This is a genomic window from Paracoccus sp. NBH48 (assembly GCF_015390265.1).
In the GTDB taxonomy this organism is placed as follows: Bacteria; Pseudomonadota; Alphaproteobacteria; order Rhodobacterales; family Rhodobacteraceae; genus Paracoccus; species Paracoccus marcusii.
The window spans coordinates 25665-44311 of record NZ_VUOJ01000003.1 but is presented as its reverse complement, the minus strand read 5'-3'; the positions used below and the strand labels follow the sequence as shown (position 1 = coordinate 44311).

The following is an 18647-nucleotide window of genomic DNA, read 5'->3' as shown; positions in this document are numbered from 1 at the left end:
AGAAGGGGCGTCCGCGCCCCGCACAGGACAGGAACGGACAACGCATGACGGCACGGCCAGGCAGGACGGGCGCAAGGGTGGCACTTGCGCTTGTGGCGATGATGGGGGCTGCCGCCCCGCAGGCGATGGCCCAAAGCGAACCGCAACAAAGCCAGGGTGCAACCGAACAGCGGGGTCCGGTGACCAACCTGCCGCTGCCCCGCTATGTCAGCCTGAAGGGCAACGAAGGCAACGCCCGGCGCGGGCCCAGCCTGTCTCATCGCATCGACTGGGTGTTCCGCCATGCGGGGATGCCGCTGCGGGTGGTGGCCGAATTCGGTCATTGGCGCCGGGTCGAGGACAAGGATGGGGCCGGGGGCTGGATCCATTATGCGCTGCTGTCGGGGGTCCGGACCGCGCTGGTCACCCAAGACATGCTGGAACTGCGCGCCCGGCCGCATCGCGATTCCGACATCGTGGCGCGGGCCGAGGCCGGTGCCATCCTGCGGCTGAACGAATGCGAACCCGAATGGTGCCGCGTGTCGGGCGGCGGCCAGCGGGGCTGGGTGCCCAAGACGGCGATCTGGGGCGTGGACGCGGGCGAAATCCGCGACTGATCCGCGCCGCATTGCAACAATTCGCCGCGCTTTCGATCCCCTGCGCCCGTTGACCCCGGACGGTCACGGGTCTAAACCGCACTCAGCCAACCCGTCGCGGGGTCAGCCGTGATCCCCGCGACCGACAAGGGGATCGTCACCCGTGCAAAACATTACGCAGGACTATCTGCCCATCCTCGTCTTCGCGGCGATGGCCTCGGCGCTTGCGCTGATCTTGCTGCTGTCCGCGTTCGTCATCGCCGTGCGCAATCCCGACCCCGAAAAGGTCAGTGCCTATGAATCGGGCTTTAACCCGTTCGACGACGCGCGGATGAAGTTCGACGTGCGATTCTATCTGGTGTCGATCCTGTTCATCATCTTCGACCTCGAGGTCGCGTTCCTGTTCCCCTGGGCGGTCAGCTTCCAGGCGATCAGCGAGACCGCGTTCTGGTCGATGATGGCGTTCCTGGGCGTGCTGACCGTGGGCTTTGCCTACGAGTGGAAGAAAGGAGCCTTGGAATGGGCGTGATGGCAGGGGCGAATACCGCCGGACCCGATCGCGAATACGCGACCAAGGCCCTGAACGCGGAGCTGCAGGACAAGGGTTTCCTGCTGACCACAACCGAGGACATCATCAACTGGGCGCGCAACGGCTCGCTGCATTGGATGACGTTCGGCCTGGCCTGCTGCGCGGTCGAGATGATGCAGACCTCGATGCCGCGCTATGACCTGGAACGCTTCGGGACCGCGCCGCGCGCCTCCCCGCGCCAGTCGGACCTGATGATCGTGGCGGGCACGCTGACCAACAAGATGGCCCCGGCGCTGCGCAAGGTCTATGACCAGATGCCGGAACCGCGTTACGTCATCAGCATGGGCAGCTGCGCCAATGGCGGCGGCTATTACCATTACAGCTATTCCGTGGTGCGCGGATGCGACCGGATCGTGCCCGTGGACATCTATGTCCCCGGCTGCCCGCCGACCGCCGAGGCGCTGCTTTACGGCATCCTGCAACTTCAGCGCCGCATCCGGCGCACCGGCACGCTGGTGAGGTGATCATGGCGACCTATACCGATCCCGACGCGCTGGACCAGCTGGCCGAGCACATCAAGCTGCGCCGCCCGAACGAGGTCATCGGCACCGACGTGGCCTTTGGCGAACTGACCGTGACGGCCACGGCCAGCGGCATCCTGGATCTGCTGAATTTCCTGCGCAGCGACAGCAGCTGCCGGTTCTCTACGCTGGTCGACATCACCGCCGTCGATTACCCGTCGCGCCCAGCAGCGGTTCGACGTCGTCTGGCACTTCCTGTCGATGTACCAGAACCACCGCATCCGCGTGAAGGTCGCCATCCGCGAGGATGAGATGCTGCCGACGCTGACCGCGATCTATCCGGCCGCCAACTGGTTCGAGCGCGAGATCTTCGACATGTTCGGGATCCTGTTCACCGGTCATCCGGACCTGCGCCGCATCCTGACCGACTATGGTTTTTCCGGCCATCCGCTGCGCAAAGGACTTTCCGACCACCGGCTATGTCGAGGTTCGATATGACGACGCCGAAAAGCGCGTGATCTATGAACCCGTGTCGCTGGTGCAGGAATACCGGCAGTTCGATTTCCTGTCGCCCTGGGAAGGCGTGCAATACGCCCTGCCCGGCGACGAAAAGGGGGCCGCGAAATGATGGACGGCGACATCCGCGCGAACAGCTATGACGACGGCAGCCACGACCTGGTGACCGGCGAACAGCGCATTCGCAACTTCAACATCAACTTCGGTCCGCAACACCCTGCCGCGCATGGCGTTCTGCGCATGGTGCTGGAGCTGGACGGCGAGGTCGTGGAACGCGCCGACCCGCATATCGGCCTGCTGCACCGCGGCACCGAGAAGCTGATGGAAAGCCGGACCTATCTTCAGAACCTGCCGTATTTCGACCGGCTGGATTACGTGTCGCCGATGAACCAGGAACACGCCTGGTGCCTGGCGATCGAACGTCTGACCGGCACGGTCGTGCCGCGCCGCGCCAGCCTGATCCGGGTGCTGTTCTGCGAGGTGGGGCGTATCCTGAACCATCTTCTGGGCCTGACCACCGGCGCGCTGGACGTCGGCGCCCTGACCCCGCCGCTGTGGGGTTTCGAGGCGCGCGAGGATCTGATGATCTTCTATGAACGCGCATCGGGCGCGCGTCTGCATGCGGCCTATTTCGGCCGGGCGGCGTCCATCAGGACCTGACCCCCGACCTGCTGGACGACATGGAGGCGTGGTGCGAACGTTTCCCCAAGGTTCTGGACGATCTGGACACGCTGCTGACCGAAAACCGCATCTTCAAGCAGCGGCTGGTCGACATCGGCATCGTGTCCGAACAGGATGCGTTGGATTGGGGTTTCTCGGGCGTGATGGTGCGCGGATCGGGCATGGCCTGGGACCTGCGTCGCAGCCAGCCCTATGAATGCTATGACGAATTCGACTTCAAGATCCCGGTTGGGACGAACGGCGACTGCTATGACCGTTTCCTGTGCCGGATGCAGGAAATGCGTGAATCGACGCTGATTATGAAGCAGGCCATCGCCAAGCTGCGGGCCGAAGGGCCGGGCGAGGTTCTGGCCCGCGGCAAGCTGACCCCGCCCAAGCGGGGCGACATGAAGCGGGACATGGAAAGCCTGATCCATCACTTCAAGCTGTACACCGAGGGCTTCCGCGTTCCCGCCGGAGAGGTCTATGCCGCCGTCGAGGCCCCCAAGGGCGAGTTCGGCGTCTATCTGGTCCAGCGACGGCACCAACCGTCCCTATCGTGCGAAACTTCGTGCGCCGGGGTTCCTGCACCTTCAATCCATGGACTGGATGTCCAAGGGCCATCTGCTGGCCGACGTCCCGGCCCTGATCGCCACCCAGGATATCGTCTTCGGAGAGGTTGACCGCTGATGCTGCGCCGCCTGCACCCCGTCCAGCCGGACAGTTTCGAATTCACGCCTGCGAACCTGGAATGGGCGCAGGCACAGATCACCAAATACCCCGAGGGTCGTCAGCAATCGGCGATCATTCCTGTCTTGTGGCGTGCCCAGGAACAGGAAGGCTGGCTGTCGCGTCCTGCCATCGAATATTGCGCCGAACTGTTGGGCATGGCCTATATCCGGGCGCTGGAAGTGGCGACGTTCTACTTCATGTTCCAGCTGCAACCCGTTGGGACTGTTGCGAACATCCAGATCTGCGGCACCACGACCTGCATGATCTGCGGGGCCGAGGACCTGGTCGCGGTCTGCAAGCGCAAGATCGCGCCCACGCCGCATACCCTGTCGGCCGACGGCAAGTTCAGCTGGGAGGAGGTCGAGTGCCTTGGCGCCTGCGCCAACGCCCCGATGGCCCAGATTGGCAAGGATTACTATGAGGATCTGACGCCCGAGAGCCTTGAGGCGCTGATCGACCGCATGTCGGCCGGAGAGGTTCCGGTGCCCGGATCGCAGACCGGCCGCTTTGCGTCCGAACCCGTCAGCGGACTGACCAGCCTGGCTGATCTGAAGGGGCAGGAGGGTCACAACGCCAGCGTGCAACTGGCCTCTGACCTGGGCGAGACGCTGAAGCGGATCGACGGGACCGAGGTTCCGATCCTGACGAAATGGCGCCGCAAGCCCGATGCCGCGGCGGACGACCAGACCGGCGTGGACACCGCGCCGGAACGCGAACCGCGCCCGTCGGACGGGGCACCGGTCGATTCGACCGGCGTGACCGAGCAGGAGGCGCAGGCCAGTTCGGCAGCGCGCCCGGTTTCGGCGCGCGAACCGGCCGATGTGGCGCAAGGATGACAAGGACCGCGACTGACCGCAGCCCGACGACTCGCAGAAAGGACGCCAGCCATGACACCCGCCAGCAGAACCACCGGAGCCGTCGCGGCGCTGCTGGTCTTTCTGGGCATCGGCCTGTTCGGGCAGATGGGCTGGCTGGCGGCCTTGGTGCTGGCGCTGATCGCGGGTGGCCTGCTGGCCCTGATGGTAGCTTGGCTTGGCGATCCCCGCGGGGTCGGAATGGACGCGCCGGATTGGGACGCGATGCCGCTGCCGTCTCAGCCTGTCGCGGCCGCGCCCGTCCGGCAGGCACCGGCGCCTGCGGCTGCGCCCGAGATTGCGCCGTCGGGGGATGCCATTCCGCCGGCCGCCCCGCGCGAGACGCCGGACGCCGCGCGCAGCATCTATGCCGGCGGGCCGGACGACCTGCGGGCCATCAAGGGCATCGGCCCGAAGGTCCAGCAGGCGCTGGAACAGGCGGGCGTGACGCGGTTCGCGCAGATCGCGGCCTGGGACGATGCCGATGTGGATCGCATGGCGGCCGGGATCGGCCGCGCCGCGTCGCGCATTCGCATGACGACTGGGTGGGGCAGGCGCGCGCGCTGGCCGCACGCAGGCAGGAGGCGGGGTGATGGCGGACCCTGCGCAGGACGCCCGCCAGATGCGGCTGGTCGCGATCGTGATCGCGACGACCATGCTGATCCTGGCTCGCCATCCAGGCGATCGGGCAGCACTATGACTGGGCGGCGCGGTGGGCCTTTCTGGCCGACCTTGCCGCCATCGGCGCTTTTGTCTGGTCGCTGATCGTGACCTGGCGTATCTGGCGGCGCAGGAATGCGTGACGCCGGGAATAAAGGACGTATCGGATGCTGAAAGACCAGGATCGCATTTTCACCAACCTGTATGGCATGGGCGACCGCAGCTTGGCCGGCGCGCAGAAGCGCGGCCATTGGGACGGGACCGGCGACATCATCGGCCGCGGGCGCGACAAGATAATCGAGCAGGTCAAGGCTTCGGGGTTGCGTGGACGTGGCGGCGCAGGCTTTCCGACCGGTCTGAAATGGTCCTTCATGCCGAAGGAATCGGACGGCCGGCCCAGCTATCTGGTGATCAACGCCGACGAATCCGAGCCTGCGACCTGCAAGGACCGCGAGATCATGCGCCATGATCCGCACACCCTGATCGAGGGTGCGCTGATCGCAAGCTTCGCGATGAACGCGCATGTCCTGCTACATCTATCTGCGCGGCGAATACATCCGCGAAAAGGAGGCTCTGCAGGCCGCCATCGACGAATGCTATGACGCAGGGCTTCTGGGCGCGAAATGCGGCCGGGTCGGGATGGGATTTCGACCTCTATCTGCACCACGGCGCCGGCGCCTATATCTGTGGCGAGGAAACCGCACTGCTGGAAAGCCTGGAAGGCAAGAAGGGCATGCCGCGCATGAAGCCGCCGTTTCCGGCGGGTGCGGGTCTCTATGGCTGCCCGACTACGGTGAACAACGTCGAATCCATCGCCGTCGTGCCGACGATCCTGCGCCGCGGGGCGGAGTGGTTCGCGGGCTTTGGCCGTCCGAACAACGCGGGCGTCAAGCTGTTTCGGCCTGACCGGACACCTGAACGCTCCCTGCGTGGTCGAGGAGGCCATGTCGATCAGCATGAAAGAGCTGATCGAGAAGCATGGCGGTGGCGTGCGTGGCGGCTGGAAGAACCTCAAGGCGGTGATTCCCGGCGGCGCCTCCTGCCCGGTCCTGACGGCGAGCAGTGCGAGAACGCCATCATGGATTACGACGGCATGCGCGAGCTGAAATCCAGCTTTGGCACCGGCTGCATGATCGTGATGGATCAGTCGACCGACATCATCAAGGCGATCTGGCGCCTGTCCGCCTTCTTCAAGCACGAAAGCTGCGGCCAGTGCACGCCCTGCCGCGAGGGCACCGGCTGGATGATGCGCGTCATGGGCGCGCCTGGTGTCTGGCGAGGCCGAGGTCGAGGAGATCGACATGCTGCTGGATGTGACCAAGCAGGTCGAAGGCCACACCATCTGTGCCTTGGGCGATGCGGCGGCGTGGCCGATCCAGGGCCTGATCCGCAATTTCCGCGGAGAGATCGAGGACCGCCTGATCGCCAAGAAAACCGGGCGCACGGGCGCGCTGGCCGCGGGAATGAGCATGACGGCGGCATATCACGATCCCCGCACGGGGTCGTGTCGGGCAATGCGCCCGGCCGGTGATTACGTGGAGGCACGTGATCACCGAAAGGATGCCGTGATGAAACGACCCATGCTTGCCGCCATCGCCCTGGCGTTCCTGGCCCTTCCTGCCGCCGCGCAAGTGCCGCTGAGCCAGGAGGCCTATATCAACGACCGGCTGGTCCAGGCCCGTGTGGCCGACATGCTGCGCCGGGGATGCCCCGACATCAGCGCGCGGATGATCCGTGCCTTCAGCGAGGCGCGCGCGCTGAAACGCTATGCCCTGGATCAGGGCTATTCCGAGACCGAGATCGAGACCTTTCTGGACAGCCGCGAGGATCGCCGACGCATCTATGCCGAGGCAGACCGCTATATGGTCCAGAACGGTGTCGTGAACGGACAGCCGGAAACCTTTTGCCGCCTCGGGCGGGACGAAATCGCACGGCAGACGGTCGCAGGATCGCTGCTGAGTGCCAGATAAGGAAGTCATCATGGCCGAATTGCGGACAATCAAGATCGACGGCATCGAGATCCAGGTCGATCCGAACTTGACCTTGATCCAAGCCTGCGAGCAGGCCGGGGATCGAGATCCCGCGTTTCTGCTATCACGAGCGGCTGTCCATCGCGGGCAACTGCCGGATGTGCTTGGTCGAGGTCGTGGGCGCCCGCCCAAGCCCGCCGCCCTCCTGCGCGATGCAGGTCAAGGACATGCGCCCCGGTGCCGACGGCGCCCCGTCCGAGATCCGCACCAACAGCCCGATGGTCAAGAAGGCCCGCGAAGGCGTGATGGAGTTCCTGCTGATCAACCATCCGCTGGATTGTCCGATCTGCGACCAGGGCGGCGAATGCGACCTGCAGGACCAAGCGATGGCGTACGGCGTCGATTTCAGCCGCTATCGCGAGCCGAAGCGTGCCTCCGAGGAGCTGAACCTGGGGGCCGCTGGTCGAGACCCACATGACGCGCTGCATCAGCTGCACCCGCTGCGTGCGCTTCACGACCGAGGTCGCGGGCATCACCCAGATGGGCCAGACCGGCCCGCGGCGAGGACAGCGAGATCACCAGCTATCTGAACCAGACGCTGGAATCGAACCTGCAGGGCAACATCATCGACCTGTGCCCGGTTGGCGCGCTGGTGTCGAAGCCCTATGCCTTCACCGCCCGCCCGTGGGAGCTGACCAAGACCGAGACGATCGACGTCATGGACGCGCTTGGCAGCGCGATCCGCGTGGACACCAAGGGCCGTGAAGTGATGCGGATCCTGCCGCGCAACCATGACGCGGTGAACGAGGAGTGGATCAGCGACAAGACCCGCTTCGTTTGGGACGGTCTGCGCCGCCAGCGTCTGGATACCCCCTATCTGCGCGAGAACGGTCGCCTGCGCCCGGCCACCTGGCCCGAGGCGCTGACGGCTGCCGCCCGCGCGATGCAGGGCGGCAAGGTCGCGGGCCTGGTCGGTGATCTGGCCTCGGTCGAGGCGGCCTTCAGCCTCAAGACGCTGGTCGAGGGGCTGGGCGGTTCGGTGGAATGCCGCACGACGGCGCGCGCCTGCCCGCGGGCAACCGGTCGGGCTATGTTGGCAATGCGGTGATCGAGGATATCGACACCGCCGCGTCCATCCTGCTGATCGGGACCAACCCGCGCGACGAGGCGGCCGTGCTGAACGCCCGCCTGCGCCGAGCCTGGGCACGCGGCGCGCAGGTCACGGTCGTCGGTCCGGCAGTCGATCTGACCTTCGATTATGACCATGCGGGCACCGACCGCGCGGCGCTGTTTGCCTTGCTGGAGAAGGCCGAACAGTCCGAGGACGCGGGCATCATCATCATCGGGCAGGGCGCCCTGCGCGAGGCCGACGGCGAGGCCGTGCTGGCTGCCGCCCAGGCCCTGGCCCAGACCACCGGTGCGCGCCTGCTGGTCCTGCACACCGCCGCGGGCCGCGTGGGTGCGATGGACGTGGGTGCCGTGACCGAGGGCGGGATGTCCGCCGTGATCGACGGGGCGCAGGTGATCTTCAACCTGGGCGCCGATGAGGTCGAGATCGCCGCGGGTCCTGTGGTCATCTATCAGGGCAGCCATGGCGACCGGGGCGCGCATCGCGCCGACATCATCCTGCCCGCCGCCTGCTATACCGAGGAGATGGGCCTGTTCGTGAACACCGAGGGCCGTCCCCAGCTGGCCATGCGCGCCAATTTCGCGCCTGGCGAGGCCAAGGAGAACTGGGCCATCCTGCGCGCCCTGTCGGCCGAGCTGGGCCAGACCCTGCCGTGGGACAGCCTGGCGCAGTTGCGTCGTGCGCTGGTCGAGGCGGTGCCGCATCTGGGCCAGGTCGATCAGGTCGTCGAGAGCGACTGGCAGCCCCTGCCGATGCGGGACTTGGGCCAGGCGGCCTTCGTGAACCCGATCCGTGATTTCTACCTGACGAACCCGATCGCACGCAGCTCTCCGCTGATGGGAGAGTTGTCGCGCATGGCTGCGGCGCGCCATATGCCCGCGTTGGCTGCGGAGTAACAAGGATGACCCCCACTGTTCGGACAAGCGCTTCGGTGACGGCCCTGATCGGGGCCGTCTTGGCCCTGTCGGGCTGCATGCAGACCTCGACCGGTGGGGGGGCGGAGGCGCGTCCTCCGGTGGCGGCCTCGGTGGCGGGGGGCGACAGGCTTGGCCGCGCCCGCGTGTCCAGCCAGTCGGGAGAGATCCTGATCCTGGAGGAGGACGGCAGCGTCACGACGATGGATCTGGACAGCCCCGGCGGCCGCGACGCCTTTGCTGTGACTGAGGCCGACCTCGAGGCGCTGAACCAGAACCTGGACCTGGATTTCGCAGGCTTGGTCGCGCCCAACCGCCCGCGGGAGAAGACCGCGCAGCAAAAGGCGTTGGAGGCGTTCGCCGCCCGGACCCAGCCCGCGCTGCCGGTGCTGGCCGAGGGGACCGAGATCGCGCCCGAATCCTTCATCGCCGTGCAGGTGGTGCCGCTGAACCGCGGCGCGGGCGCCGATCTGGTCGAGGTGACGGCCAATCTGCAGCAGGGGGTGGACGCGGATATCGCGTTCTCGTATGCCACCTGCGCATTGGCCGGTTGGGCCCGCGACAACGGCAACCCCTATGGTCGGCATGTCCGCACGCTTCAGGCCGAACGGAACGGCAAGCTGCTGATCGGATCGGCGTTCCTGCTGTCGGACAGCAAGCCGATGGGATTGCGGGTGATGGAAACGGAAGAGACCTTGCGCGAATGCGACGCACGCGGCATTCCAACGGCGTAAGGCAAAGGGACTGGCATCATGGCTGAATTTTGGGCATCCTCCTGGGGCATCGCGCTGATCCTGCTGGCGCAGGGCCTGGCGCTGATCGTCTTCGTGATGCTGTCGCTGGTCTACATGGTCTATGGCGACCGCAAGATCTGGGCGGCGGTGCAGATGCGCCGTGGACCCAACGTGGTCGGGCCCTGGGGCGTCCTTCAGACATTCGCCGACGCGCTGAAATTCGTGGTCAAGGAAATCGTCGTGCCCGCGGGCGCGGACAAGTTCGTGTTCTTCCTGGCGCCGTTCCTGTCGATGATGTTGGCGCTGCTGGCCTTCGTGGCGATTCCCTTCGCGCCGGGCTGGGTCATGGCAGACATCAACGTGGGCATCCTGTTCATCTTCGCGGTCTCATCGCTGGAGGTCTATGGGGTGATCATGGGGGGCTGGGCGTCCAACTCCAAGTTCCCGTTCCTGGGCTCGCTGCGGTCGGCGGCGCAGATGATCAGCTATGAGGTCAGCCTGGGCCTGATCATCATCGGCGTGATCATCTCGGCGGGCTCGATGAACCTGACCGCCATCGTCGAGGCGCAGCGCGGGGCGGGACTGCTGTCGTGGTTCTGGCTGCCGCACCTGCCGATGGTCGTGCTGTTCTTCGTCTCGGCCTTGGCCGAGACCAACCGCCCGCCCTTCGACCTGCCGGAAGCGGAATCCGAACTGGTCGCGGGCTTTATGACCGAATATTCCTCGACCCCCTATCTGCTGTTCATGGCCGGCGAATACATCGCCATGTGGCTGATGTGCGCGCTGATCAGCCTGCTGTTCTTCGGCGGCTGGCTGTCGCCCATCCCCGGCCTGCCGGACGGCGCGATCTGGATGTTCCTCAAGATGGTCATCTGGTTCTTCATGTTCGCCATGGTGAAGGCCATCGTGCCGCGGTACCGCTATGACCAGTTGATGCGGATCGGCTGGAAGGTGTTCCTGCCGCTGTCACTGGGCTGGGTCGTGATCGTGGCGTTCCTTGCGAAATTCGAAGTCTTCGGGACCTTCTGGGCCCGTTGGGCAGGAGTGTAAAAGATGGCTTTCGACGTCGTCCGCGCCACCAAGTACTTCCTGATGGTGGATTTCATCAAAGGGTTCGGCTTGGGCATGCGCTATTTCTTCGCGCCCAAGGCGACCATCAACTATCCCCACGAAAAGGGTCCGCTCTCGCCGCGCTTCCGCGGCGAGCACGCCCTGCGCCGCTATCCCAACGGCGAGGAACGCTGCATCGCCTGCAAGCTGTGCGAGGCGATCTGCCCTGCGCAGGCGATCACCATCGATGCCGAACCGCGCGACGACGGCTCGCGCCGCACGACACGCTATGACATCGACATGACCAAGTGCATCTATTGCGGCTTCTGCCAGGAGGCCTGCCCGGTCGACGCGATCGTCGAAGGACCGAACTTCGAATTCGCCACAGAGACCCGCGAGGAGCTGTTCTACAACAAGGACAAGCTGCTGAACAATGGCGCCCGTTGGGAGTCCGAGATCGCGCGCAACCTGGCGATGGACGCGCCCTACAGATGACCGATCCCTTCACCAAGATGTTCCAGCAGATGCTGAGCCAGGGACAGGAGATGGCGCGGACCTTCAATCCGGCGCTGGAGCATTTCGACGTCAAGGCGTTCGAGAAGATGTTCCCGACCATGCCCGCGGACATGCTGGAGATGTGGTTCGGCAAGACCTTCAACCGCGACGGCCTGGATGCGCGCACCCGCCTGCTGGTGACCATCGCGGCGATGACCGTGCAGGGCGCGCTGGCCGAACCGCAGATGCGCATGACGATCCGCCACGCCATCGAGGCAGGCGCCACCCCGCGCGAGATCGCCGAGGTGATCTATCAGATGGGAATGTTCGGCGGCCTGCCGGCGATGCAGAAGGCGCTGGAGATCGCCCAGGGCGTCTTTACCGAATCCGAGGGGAGCCCCCAGTCATGATGACATTCGCATTCTACCTGTTCGCCATCTCTGTCTGCACGGCCGGCTTCATGGTGGTGCTGGCGCGCAACCCGGTCCATTCGGTGCTTTGGCTGATCCTGGCCTTCCTGTCGGCCGCGGGGCTGTTCGTCCTGCTGGGCGCCGAGTTCGTGGCCATGCTGCTGATCATCGTCTATGTCGGCGCGGTCGCGGTGCTGTTCCTGTTCGTGGTCATGATGCTGGACGTGGACTTCACCAAGCTGAAGGGCGAGTTCGCCCGCTATCTGCCGCTGGCCGGCCTGATCGCCATCGTCCTGCTGGCGCAGCTGGCCATCGCCTATGGCGCGTGGGAAAGCAGCGACCAGTCGGCGACCCTGCGGTCCGTGCCGATGGCGACCGAGGTTCTGAACACCAACGCGATCGGTCTGCTGCTCTATGACCGCTACATCCTGCCGTTCCAGATTTCGGGCCTGATCCTGCTGGTCGCGATGATCGGGGCGATCACGCTGACGATGCGGCACCGCACCAACGTCAAGCGCCAGGACGTGATCGCCCAGATGCACCGCGATCCGGCCAAGGCCATGCAGCTGCGCGACGTCAAGCCGGGGCAGGGGCTGTAAGCCTCCGCCCCAGCCAACGGAATATCAACGGGTGAGAGAGCCCGGAGGGACTGAACTGATGATCGGATTGACACATTACCTGGTCGTGGGCGCGATATTGTTCGTCGCCGGGATCTTCGGCATCTTCGTGAACCGCAAGAACGTCATCGTCATCCTGATGTCGATCGAGCTGATGCTGCTGGCGGTCAACATCAACTTCGTCGCATTTTCGGCCCATCTGGGCGATCTGGGCGGGCAGATCTTCACCATGTTTCATCCTGACCGTCGCCGCGGCCGAAGCGGCCATCGGCCTGGCCATCCTGGTCGTCTTCTTCCGCAACCGCGGCACGATCGCGGTGGAAGATGTCAACGTGATGAAGGGTTAGGGTCATGGCTCAGTTCATTCTTTTCGCGCCCCTGCTGGGTGCGCTGATTGCAGGCTTCGGATGGCGCCTGATCGGAGAGCGCGGCGCGCAGATCCTGACGACAGCCATCCTGTTCGCCGCCGCGGCCCTGTCCTGGGTTGTCTTCCTGACCCTGGGCGAGCCGCAGAGCATCCCCGTCATGGACTGGATCGTCTCGGGCGACTTCACCTCCGAATGGGCGATCCGCCTGGACCGCCTGACCGCGATCATGCTGATCGTGATCAATTCGGTCTCGGCGCTCGTGCACCTCTACAGCTTCGGCTACATGGCGCATGACGAGAATTTCGGCGATGACGAGCCCTATCGCGCGCGTTTCTTCGCCTATCTGTCGTTCTTCACCTTCTCGATGCTGATGCTGGTGACCTCCGACAACCTGCTTCAGATGTTCTTCGGCTGGGAAGGCGTGGGCGTCGCCTCCTATCTGCTGATCGGCTTCTATTTCAAGAAGCAGTCGGCTGGCGCCGCCGCGATGAAGGCGTTCATCGTCAACCGCGTGGGTGACTTCGGCTTCCTGCTGGGCATCTTCGGCCTGTGGTGGATGACCGGGTCGATCCAGTTCGACGAGATCTTCGCCCAGGTCCCGATGCTGGCCCAGACCGAGATGACCTTCCTATGGCGTGACTGGAACGCGGCCAACGTGCTGGCGATCCTTCTGTTCATCGGCGCTATGGGCAAGTCGGCGCAGCTGTTCCTGCACACCTGGCTGCCCGACGCGATGGAGGGTCCGACCCCGGTGTCAGCCCTGATCCACGCGGCGACCATGGTGACCGCGGGCGTGTTCCTGGTCTGCCGGATGTCGCCGCTTTACGAATTCGCGCCCGAAGCCAAGATGTTCATCGTCTATATCGGCGCGACCACGGCTTTCTTTGCGGCGACTGTCGGTCTGGTCCAGAACGACATCAAGCGCGTCATCGCCTATTCGACCTGTTCGCAGCTGGGCTACATGTTCGTGGCGGCGGGCGTCGGCGTCTATTCGGTCGCCATGTTCCACCTGTTCACGCATGCCTTCTTCAAGGCGATGCTGTTCCTGGGCGCGGGGTCCGTGATCCACGCGATGCATCACGAACAGGACATGCGGAACTATGGCGGGCTGCGCAAGAAGATCCCGCTGACCTTTGCGGCGATGATGATCGGCACGCTGGCCATCACGGGCGTGGGCATCCCGCTGACCCATATCGGCTTCGCGGGCTTCCTGTCCAAGGATGCCGTGATCGAGAGCGCCTTCGTCGGCAGCACCTATGCCTTCTGGATGCTGGTGATCGCGGCGCTGATGACAAGCTTCTATTCCTGGCGGCTGATGTTCATGACGTTCTTCGGCACGCCGCGCGGCGATCATCATGCGCATGACCACGCGCATGAGAGCCCGCGCGTGATGACCGCGCCGCTGGTCGTGCTGGCCTTCGGCTCGATCTTGGCAGGCATGATCTGGTACAACAGCTTCTTCGAGGAGGAGGGCGTTGCCGGCTTCTTCGGGATCGAGGCCGCCGTCCACCACGAGGAGGCCGGCCATGCCGAAGCCGCCGCCGTCGCGGGCACCGGCACGGCCCTTGAAGGCAGCGTGGCCGAGGCCCCCGCAGCGGAGCCCGAGGGTGCCGCAACCCACGCCGCCGCAGGCGCGGCCGAGGATCCAGCCGACATCGCCAGCTATACCGTGACGCCCGGTGCGATCTACATGCGGCCGGACAACCACGTGATGCATGACGCCCACTATGTCCCCGCCTGGGTCAAGGTGTCGCCGTTCATCGCGATGCTGATCGGGTTCGGTCTGGCCTGGCTGATGTACATCCGCCGTCCCGAACTGCCCGGCCAGGTGGCGGCGCAACAGCGGGGCCTGTACCAGTTCCTGCTGAACAAGTGGTATTTCGACCAGGCCTATGACGCGATCTTCGTGCGTCCGGCGCGCTGGATCGGCCGCAAGCTGTGGACGGCCGGTGACGGAGCCGTTATCGACGGCGCCATCAACGGGCTGGCCTTGGGAATCATCCCGCGCCTGACCCGGTTCGCCGGACGGGTGCAGTCGGGCTATCTGTTCCACTACGCCTTCGCGATGGTTCTGGGCATCGTGGGCTTGCTGATCTGGGTGATGATGCGGGGCGCGCACTGACATGACGAACCTTCTTTCCATCATCACCTTCCTGCGATCGTGGCGGCGGGCATCCTGGCCCTGTTCCTGCGCGGCGACGACGCCGCATCGCAGAAGAACGCCAAGTGGCTGGCCCTGATCGCGACCAGCGCAACCTTCCTTGTGTCGCTGTTCCTGCTGTCGGGCTTCGAGCCTGCGAACACGGGCTTCCAGTTCGTCGAGGATCACGCCTGGATCATGGGCCTGCGCTACAAGATGGGCGTCGACGGGATCTCCGTCCTGTTCATCATGCTGACCACCTTCCTGATGCCGCTGGACCATCCTGTCCTGCTGGGACGTCAAGATGCGGGTCAAGGAGTACATGATCGCCTTCCTGGTGTTGGAAGGGCTGATGATCGGCGTCTTCGCGGCGCTGGACCTGATCCTGTTCTACCTGTTCTTCGAGGCGGGGCTGATCCCGATGTTCCTGATCATCGGCATCTGGGGCGGCAAGAACCGCATCTATGCCTCGTTCAAGTTCTTCCTCTATACGTTCATCGGCTCCGTGCTGATGCTGGTCGCGATGATCGCGATGGCACGCACTGCGGGCACCACCGACATCGCCCAGCTGCTGGCCTTCGACTTCCCGTCCGAGACGATGGCGATCATGGGCTTCAGCATCGTCGGCGGCATGCAGACGCTGCTGTTCTTGGCCTTCTTCGCCAGCTTCGCGGTCAAGATGCCGATGTGGCCGGTCCACACCTGGCTGCCCGACGCGCACGTGCAGGCGCCGACTGCGGGGTCCGTGGTCCTTGCGGCGGTTCTGCTGAAGATGGGTGGCTACGGCTTCCTGCGCTTCAGCCTGCCGATGTTCCCGGTGGCGTCCGACCTGCTGCAGGGCGTCGTCCTGTGGATGTCCGCCATCGCGATCGTCTACACCTCGCTTGTGGCGCTGGCGCAGTCGGACATGAAGAAGCTGATCGCCTATTCGTCGGTCGCCCACATGGGCTATGTGACCATGGGCATCTTTGCCGCCAACCAGCAGGGTCTGGACGGGGCGATCTTCCAGATGCTGTCGCACGGCTTCATCTCGGGGGCGCTGTTCCTCTGCGTGGGTGTCATCTACGACCGCATGCACACGCGCGAGATCGACGCCTATGGCGGTCTGGTGAACCGGATGCCGGTCTATGCGCTGGTCTTCATGTTCTTCACCATGGCCAACGTGGGGCCTGCCCGGCACATCGGGCTTCGTGGGCGAGTTCCTGACCCTGATGGGGACGTTCCATGCCAACACCTGGGTGGCCTTCGTCGCGGCGACCGGCGTGATCCTGTCGGCGGCCTATGCGCTGTGGCTTTACCGCCGCGTCACCATGGGCGCGCTGATCAAGGAAAGCCTGCGCACGATCACCGACATGACCCCGCGCGAACGCTGGATCTTTGCGCCGCTGATCGCCATGACCCTGATCCTGGGCGTCTATCCGCGCCTGGTCACCGACATCACCGGCCCCTCGGTCCAGGCGCTGCTGGTGAATTACAACGACGCGCTGCCTGCTGATGCGGCGACGGGCGACCTGGCCTCGGCCACCGCCAGCCATTGAGGAACGCACGATGACCGGTTTGGATATCTCCACCATTCTGCCCGAGCTGCTGCTGGCGATCTATGCGCTGGCCGCGCTGCTGGCGGGGGCCTATCTGGGCAAGGACCGGATCGCACGGCAGATCCTGTGGGCCAGCGTGGCGGCGCTTCTGGTGGCGGCGATGGTGGTGGGCATGGCCGACCGCCCGCAGCAGAGCGCGTTCTTCGGGATGTTCATGGACGACGCCTTCGGCCGTTTCGCCAAGGTCACGATCCTGCTGTCCGGTGCTGCCGTCCTCGCGATGAGCGCCGAGTACATGGAACGGCATCGCCTGATGCGGTTTGAATACCCCATCCTGATCGTGCTGGCGACCGTCGGCATGATGGTGATGGTGTCGGCCGGCGACCTGCTGTCATTGTACATGGGCCTGGAGCTGCAATCGCTGGCGCTGTACGTCGTTGCCGCCATGCGCCGCGAAAGCGTCAAATCGTCCGAGGCCGGGTTGAAGTATTTCGTGCTGGGCGCGCTCAGCTCTGGCCTGCTGCTTTATGGTGCGTCGCTGGTCTACGGCTTTGCCGGCACCACGCAATTCGCCGGCATCATGCAGGCCGTTCAGGCGGGAAGCCTGCCCTTGGGCCTGCTGTTCGGTCTGGTGTTCCTGCTGGTCGGCCTGGCCTTCAAGGTGTCCGCCGTGCCGTTCCACATGTGGACGCCCGACGTGTACGAAGGCTCGCCCTCGCCGGTGACCGCGTTCTTGGCCACTGCGCCCAAGGTCGCGGCGATGGCGCTGATCGCGCGGCTGATGTTCGACGCCTTCGGGAACGTGCCGGCCGATTGGGGTCAGATCATCGCGGTGCTGGCGCTGCTGTCGATGTTCCTGGGCTCGATCGCGGGCATCGGTCAGCGCAACATCAAGCGTCTGATGGCCTATTCCTCGATTGCGCATATGGGCTTTGCGCTGGTCGGCCTGGCTGCGGGCACCGCCTATGGGGTGCAGGCCATGCTGATCTACATGGCCATCTATGCGGTCATGAACGTGGGCAGCTTTGCCTTCATCCTGTCGCTGGAACGCGACGGCCGCCCGATCACCGACTTGGAGAGCCTGAACCGCTTTGCCAGCGCCGAGCCGCTGAAGGCGATGGCGGTCCTGCTGCTGATGTTCAGCCTTGCGGGCGTGCCGCCGCTGGTCGGTTTCTGGGCCAAGTACGGCGTGCTGTCGGCAGCGGTCGATGGCGGCATGGCATGGCTGGCGGTCGCCGGCGTGATCGCATCGGTCGTCGGCGCGTTCTATTACCTGCGCATCGTGTACTACATGTACTTCGGCGCCGAGACCGATGGCGTGACCAGCCGCATGGGCAGCGTGCAGTACGCCGCCCTGCTGGTGCCGGCCTTCGCGCTGCTGCTGGGTTCGATCACCCTGCTGGGCATCGACGATGCCGCGGCGCTGGCCGCGCAGTCGCTGGTCGGTGAAGCCACGGTTGCGGGTGAATAACCCGCCCGCCACATGGCCCCAGGGCGTGGCACGCCATGTCCTGGACCGTGTGGACAGCACCAACGCCGAAGCCTTCAGGCTGGCCCCGACGCTCGGCGGGCCGGCTTGGATTATGGCGCGCGAACAGCAGGCCGGCCGTGGCCGCCGCGGCCGCGCCTGGACGGATCCGCCCGGAAACTTTGCCGCGACGCTGGTCCTGCGGCCGCAGGGGGCTGCGGCTGATGCTGCACGGTTGTCCTTCGTCGCGGCGCTGGCCGTGCATGACGCGCTGCGCGATCTGTGCGGTCCGGCGCTGAACCTGTCCCTGAAATGGCCCAACGACGTCCTGCTGAACGGCGGCAAGCTGTCCGGCATCTTGCTGGAGAGCAGCGGGGCAGGGGGACAGGTCGCGGTCCTGGCGATCGGCATCGGCGTCAATCTGGCGGAGGCCCCGGAGCCGTCCGAGGTCGAGGCCGGCGCGCTGCGTCCGGTCAGCCTGGCCGGAGAGACCGGCCTGACCATGACGCCCGACGATCTGCTGGACGCGCTGGCCGTCCGTTTCGACGAAGGCATGCGGCAGATGGCGGCCTATGGCTTTGCGCCGATCCGTGCGGCCTGGCTGGCCCGCGCCGCAAGGCTGGGAGAGACGATCACCGCCCGCACCGGCACCGCCGAGATCACCGGGCGCTTCGACGGTGTCGACGAAACCGGCGCCCTGATCCTGACGGGTCCGCGCGGACGCCAGGCGATTTCCGCCGCAGACATCCATTTCGGGGGCTAGATCC

General features: G+C 65.3%; 14 protein-coding genes and 6 pseudogenes. All 20 read left to right on the top strand.

What is annotated here, in order from left to right; all coding sequences use genetic code 11:
- The first annotated feature begins 44 nt into the window (after positions 1–44).
- The 20 genes and pseudogenes from F1642_RS06065 (at position 45) to F1642_RS05970 (ending at position 18643) form a co-directional block, all read left to right on the top strand.
- The gene (locus F1642_RS06065; protein ID WP_148912076.1) at positions 45–596 is read left to right on the top strand and encodes an SH3 domain-containing protein; all 552 of its coding nucleotides are present in this window, start codon (positions 45–47) and stop codon (positions 594–596) included.
- 190 nt (positions 597–786) lie between these two features.
- The gene (gene ndhC, locus F1642_RS06060) at positions 787–1104 is read left to right on the top strand and encodes an NADH-quinone oxidoreductase subunit A (protein ID WP_206692694.1); all 318 of its coding nucleotides are present in this window, start codon (positions 787–789) and stop codon (positions 1102–1104) included.
- Entirely contained in the window at positions 1104–1628 is a 525-nt protein-coding gene (locus F1642_RS06055) for an NADH-quinone oxidoreductase subunit B family protein (RefSeq protein ID WP_176695081.1), read from the top strand. Before ndhC ends, F1642_RS06055 begins: the two co-directional genes overlap by 1 nt.
- Positions 1629–1630: 2 nt before the next feature.
- Positions 1631–2253: pseudogene (locus tag F1642_RS06050) on the top strand (NADH-quinone oxidoreductase subunit C).
- Positions 2250–3491: pseudogene (locus tag F1642_RS06045) on the top strand (NADH-quinone oxidoreductase subunit D). Before F1642_RS06050 ends, F1642_RS06045 begins: the two co-directional pseudogenes overlap by 4 nt.
- Complete coding sequence (gene nuoE / locus F1642_RS06040) at positions 3491–4369, top strand: NADH-quinone oxidoreductase subunit NuoE (protein WP_194885775.1); 879 nt, start codon at positions 3491–3493, stop codon at positions 4367–4369. Before F1642_RS06045 ends, nuoE begins: the two are co-directional and overlap by 1 nt.
- Before the next feature lie 692 nt (positions 4370–5061).
- Complete coding sequence (locus tag F1642_RS16400; protein WP_370582823.1) at positions 5062–5190, top strand: DUF5337 family protein; 129 nt, start codon at positions 5062–5064, stop codon at positions 5188–5190.
- A gap of 24 nt (positions 5191–5214) precedes the next feature.
- Positions 5215–6507, top strand: a pseudogene (gene nuoF / locus F1642_RS06030) (NADH-quinone oxidoreductase subunit NuoF); the annotation flags it as partial.
- Positions 6508–6510: 3 nt separating this feature from the next.
- A complete protein-coding gene (locus F1642_RS06025; RefSeq protein WP_370582822.1) occupies positions 6511–7017 on the top strand; it encodes a DUF5333 domain-containing protein in 507 nt (168 codons plus the stop codon).
- Between the two features lie 10 nt (positions 7018–7027).
- Positions 7028–9042: pseudogene (gene nuoG, locus F1642_RS06020) on the top strand (NADH-quinone oxidoreductase subunit NuoG).
- Between the two features lie 35 nt (positions 9043–9077).
- Positions 9078–9794: a hypothetical protein gene (locus F1642_RS06015; RefSeq protein ID WP_240542436.1), complete on the top strand. Its 717-nt coding sequence runs from the start codon at positions 9078–9080 to the stop codon at positions 9792–9794.
- Between the two features lie 18 nt (positions 9795–9812).
- Positions 9813–10844: an NADH-quinone oxidoreductase subunit NuoH gene (nuoH, locus tag F1642_RS06010; RefSeq protein ID WP_045998816.1), complete on the top strand. Its 1032-nt coding sequence runs from the start codon at positions 9813–9815 to the stop codon at positions 10842–10844.
- Between the two features lie 3 nt (positions 10845–10847).
- Positions 10848–11339: an NADH-quinone oxidoreductase subunit NuoI gene (gene nuoI / locus F1642_RS06005; RefSeq protein WP_194885774.1), complete on the top strand. Its 492-nt coding sequence runs from the start codon at positions 10848–10850 to the stop codon at positions 11337–11339.
- Entirely contained in the window at positions 11336–11749 is a 414-nt protein-coding gene (locus F1642_RS06000; RefSeq protein WP_045998818.1) for a carboxymuconolactone decarboxylase family protein, read from the top strand. Before nuoI ends, F1642_RS06000 begins: the two co-directional genes overlap by 4 nt.
- Positions 11746–12348: an NADH-quinone oxidoreductase subunit J gene (locus F1642_RS05995; protein ID WP_045998819.1), complete on the top strand. Its 603-nt coding sequence runs from the start codon at positions 11746–11748 to the stop codon at positions 12346–12348. Before F1642_RS06000 ends, F1642_RS05995 begins: the two co-directional genes overlap by 4 nt.
- Before the next feature lie 58 nt (positions 12349–12406).
- Positions 12407–12713, top strand: a pseudogene (gene nuoK / locus F1642_RS05990) (NADH-quinone oxidoreductase subunit NuoK).
- 4 nt (positions 12714–12717) lie between these two features.
- Positions 12718–14856, top strand: coding sequence for an NADH-quinone oxidoreductase subunit L (gene nuoL / locus F1642_RS05985; protein ID WP_194885773.1), 2139 nt, complete (start codon positions 12718–12720; stop codon positions 14854–14856).
- A gap of 1 nt (position 14857) precedes the next feature.
- A pseudogene (locus tag F1642_RS05980) lies at positions 14858–16412 on the top strand (NADH-quinone oxidoreductase subunit M).
- A gap of 10 nt (positions 16413–16422) precedes the next feature.
- Entirely contained in the window at positions 16423–17883 is a 1461-nt protein-coding gene (gene nuoN / locus F1642_RS05975; RefSeq protein ID WP_194885772.1) for an NADH-quinone oxidoreductase subunit NuoN, read from the top strand.
- 25 nt (positions 17884–17908) lie between these two features.
- Complete coding sequence (locus F1642_RS05970; protein WP_246071261.1) at positions 17909–18643, top strand: biotin--[acetyl-CoA-carboxylase] ligase; 735 nt, start codon at positions 17909–17911, stop codon at positions 18641–18643.
- Positions 18644–18647 lie beyond the last annotated feature (4 nt).